The organism is Acidithiobacillus albertensis (assembly GCF_001931655.1).
In the GTDB taxonomy this organism is placed as follows: Bacteria; Pseudomonadota; Gammaproteobacteria; order Acidithiobacillales; family Acidithiobacillaceae; genus Acidithiobacillus; species Acidithiobacillus thiooxidans.
In genome coordinates this window covers 1-3,161 of sequence record NZ_MOAD01000030.1, presented here as the reverse complement: position 1 = coordinate 3,161, position 3,161 = coordinate 1, and the positions used below count along the sequence as shown (strand labels likewise).

The window sequence follows — 3,161 nt, the reverse complement described above, 5'->3', positions numbered from 1 at the left end:
GGTGATAGGCCAACTAATGATCAATCATATGAAGTTTATGGTGAGTCGTCTGTGCGGTAGGGCACATATGTGACTCGGGCAGATGAAGGGACGCCCCTATTTGGGCCCCATTAGGCTGTTTCATGAGTCATGCCATTATTTTCTCACGTCGTTTTTTTGTACGTTATGATCGCCGTGGCACAATCCAAGACCGGTTATCTCGTTGAAATAAAAATTATCTGATGTAGAGCATAGACATATCGAAATACCGGCTTTCATGACTCCTGGCAGAAAGGCCTCCCCACTTAAGCCAACTCCGCCACAGCCAGATTCAAGGGCCGCACTATCTTCCAGCGTGCCGCAACCTGGCACTCTGCTGAATTATCCTTCTCAACCAACCTTCGATCCCTTATGCCTCCTTAAAATACCGATACAGCATCTTTAAAATAAAAAACAGTAAAAGATTATATAATTTACCAGATTGATTATTAACGCATTAAATAAGTTTATGTTTGAATTTCATGGTTTTTGCTTGTACTAGAATAGTTTTCTGATTGCGGAATATTTATTTTTAAACTATATTCAAGTTCCTTGGATTATATAAAGTTGCGGGAGGGAATCATGCTTTACTGGGCTTTAGTGTTTTTTATCGTAGCGTTGGTCGCTGGAATGTTAGGCTTCTTCGGAATTGCAGGTGCTGCAGCATCAATTGCTAAAATTCTCTTTGTGATATTTATCATTCTATTTTTGGTGGCACTTGTAACGGGAAGGCGAAGACTGTGACTATACAGATACTCGTTGGGCACTGCTTAGTGTTTAGGCGTCCCTTCAACCGAAAGTCCTAGAATATTATGTTTTAAAGGGTGAATCCACATGACTGGCATTTTCTTGTAAGGTCATGCTTCTTCAGGTTGTCGGCTGTTGGCGACAACCTGAACTTACTAAAAATTACTTAAAGCTTTAAATATTTCTATCATTGACATTAAAGATGCATAATTTTCTTTAATCGTGGATTTTATTGGCGGAGCGTCAGTTGATTAATTTTAATGGTTTTTTTAACAATTCGACATGTTTTATTATCAACGTGATCACGAATATAAAATATTGACCTATGATTCATTCATGCGTAGTAAGGAGGAAATGATGAAAATATCAAAACTGTTTCTGGTGATACCGCCATTATTCGGAATAGCTCTTGCCGGTTGTTCAGCTGTTTCTCAAGGACCCCAGGGGGGACACTCCGTTTCCTGGTATTTGCATCATCAGAAAAAAATGTCGCAGGAAGTAGACTGGTGTAAAAACAGTGCAGGCCGAGACAAGTTGGAATCCTGCAAAAATGCTGAAAAAGCCTCTGGTAATGCATTGTCCTATAACGCTAAAAAAACCCTACATAGTTTCGGTAAAGACTTGTCTTGAGGTGTGTTGATGGCAAAGGAGAAATTATCCATGAATGCATGGAAAACGATGAAGACGTTCACGCTGACAATCGCTTCCAGGCGAATTCACTTCATAACTCACGCCAAGGATTGTTGCAGATGAATTATAACCAAGGCACCTCTCTGCGCAATAACTGGGCGGTTCTGGTACCAAGTCTGGCACTATCGTATCTCTCTTTGTCAAGCTGACCTAGCTTTTTTGCTGCAACTATTAGAAAAATCAAAATTTACATGTGTTATTTTTGAAAGGAGCCTCTTCAAAATCTAATGCAATAGCTTTAGTGGCGAGTTTTGAGAACGTGATGGCCAGTAGACCGAATGACCGCTTCCGCTGCAATATAGCCTTTCAGCCCGCCTGCCACAGAGTGTGGCAAACTCAACCTGCCGGAGTCGTTACCAGCGGATTCTGGTCGTTACGCCGCATGCACGTCGTATCGTTGAATCTTATTGAGAACTGCCTGCATCGCGTGGCGCGTCACGGCGAGATCGTAATCGGTTTGCAGGCCCACCCAGAAACCGTCGCTCATCCCGAAAAACCGGGACAGCCGCAGCCCGGTATCCGGGGTAACGGCCCGCTTTCCCATCACGATCTCCCCGATACGGCGCTGCGGGACGCCGATTTCCTTGGCTAGACGATACTGGGTGATGCCCATCGGCTTCAGAAAGTCTTCCAGCAAGATCTCGCCGGGGTGAATGGGGGCAGACCGACCTTCGCGCAGATTCGCCACATCGGAAAAATCCATCTTTTCGATCTCGTCCACACGAATGCTCACGATATACCTCCATCCATCAGTGATAATCCACGATCTCCACGTCCCAGGCGTTGCTGTCGCGCCATACGAAGCAAATCCGCCACTGGTCATTGATGCGCATGCTCCATTGGCCGCTCCGATCGCCGGAGAGCTTCTCCAGGCGGTTGCCTGGCGGTACAGCCAGATCTTCGATCCGGCCGGCGCGATGCAACTGTGCCAGTTTCCGCTGCGCCATCCGCAATAATTCCGTTCCAAAGCGGCGCACTTTCAGGCCAGCGAAGACTGCGGCGGTTTGCTTGTCCGCAAAGCTCATGATCATTGGTGAATGCTAACGCGATCCGATAGTAGCGTCAAATAACGATGTCTGTTAGTCCCGCACTTCTCAGTTTCCAAACTGGACCGCAGGAAACAGCGCCGTCTGATGGCTGGCCCAGACTGATTGCGGTCATTCATTATCGACGATCATATGCAGAATTTAGCTTTGCTTCATGGCGAATCGCATCGCATCTTCTTGATCTATCAGCGATGCTAGTTTCCATGGTGCCGGGGTTTATGATGCCAGGGCCCGTAGTGCCAATTGCCATGTTGCCAAGGGCCTGGCCTTCCATACTCTGCCCATGGTGGCGGACCCAGGTTGTTAATCAGCGTCATCTTTATGCCATATGTCAGCATCATGCATTTACCATGCGACTTTGTTGAAAATGAATATTTAACCACTTGATAGATTGACATATTTTGTGGAATAGATGTCAGGTCAAGGGCAAACCATTTTGACGCTGTTTTCTGCTAAAAACTGATAAATCTCAAGCGGTTTTTAACAGCGGTTCTTGATGAAATCTAGTTAAAAATATAATTCATCTGAAAACCGAAAGCATTTTCAGCAAGAGATGTATTAATGGGAATATTGGTTCCAGAAATAATGCTATGCATAGTATTTTTAAAGGCATGCATATATCCCTCAGTCAGCTGCCAATGCCTGGAAATTTTTTCTGTT

At 45.0% G+C, this 3,161-nt stretch carries 4 protein-coding genes; 2 read left to right on the top strand and 2 right to left on the bottom strand.

The features are described 5' to 3' along the window. The first annotated feature begins 600 nt into the window (after positions 1–600). Positions 601–762 (top strand): DUF1328 domain-containing protein, encoded by a 162-nt coding sequence (locus tag BLW97_RS16605; RefSeq protein WP_010642612.1) that lies wholly within the window; start codon positions 601–603, stop codon positions 760–762. A gap of 357 nt (positions 763–1,119) precedes the next feature. After that, the gene (locus tag BLW97_RS16600; protein WP_143214956.1) at positions 1,120–1,395 is read left to right on the top strand and encodes an EexN family lipoprotein; all 276 of its coding nucleotides are present in this window, start codon (positions 1,120–1,122) and stop codon (positions 1,393–1,395) included. 433 nt (positions 1,396–1,828) lie between these two features. On the opposite strand, the gene BLW97_RS16595 is transcribed toward BLW97_RS16600, so the two are convergent. After that, entirely contained in the window at positions 1,829–2,188 is a 360-nt protein-coding gene (locus tag BLW97_RS16595; protein ID WP_010642615.1) for a HigA family addiction module antitoxin, read from the bottom strand. Positions 2,189–2,204: 16 nt separating this feature from the next. Further along, positions 2,205–2,486: a type II toxin-antitoxin system RelE/ParE family toxin gene (locus tag BLW97_RS16590; protein WP_010642617.1), complete on the bottom strand. Its 282-nt coding sequence runs from the start codon at positions 2,484–2,486 to the stop codon at positions 2,205–2,207. Positions 2,487–3,161: the final 675 nt, after the last annotated feature.

Coding starts and splice junctions, on each gene's coding strand:
- BLW97_RS16605 (WP_010642612.1), top strand. CDS start 601: ATGCTTTACTGGGCTTTAGTGTTTTTTATCGTAGCGTTGGTCGCTGGA.
- BLW97_RS16590 (WP_010642617.1), bottom strand. CDS start 2,486: ATGATCATGAGCTTTGCGGACAAGCAAACCGCCGCAGTCTTCGCTGGC.
- BLW97_RS16600 (WP_143214956.1), top strand. CDS start 1,120: ATGATGAAAATATCAAAACTGTTTCTGGTGATACCGCCATTATTCGGA.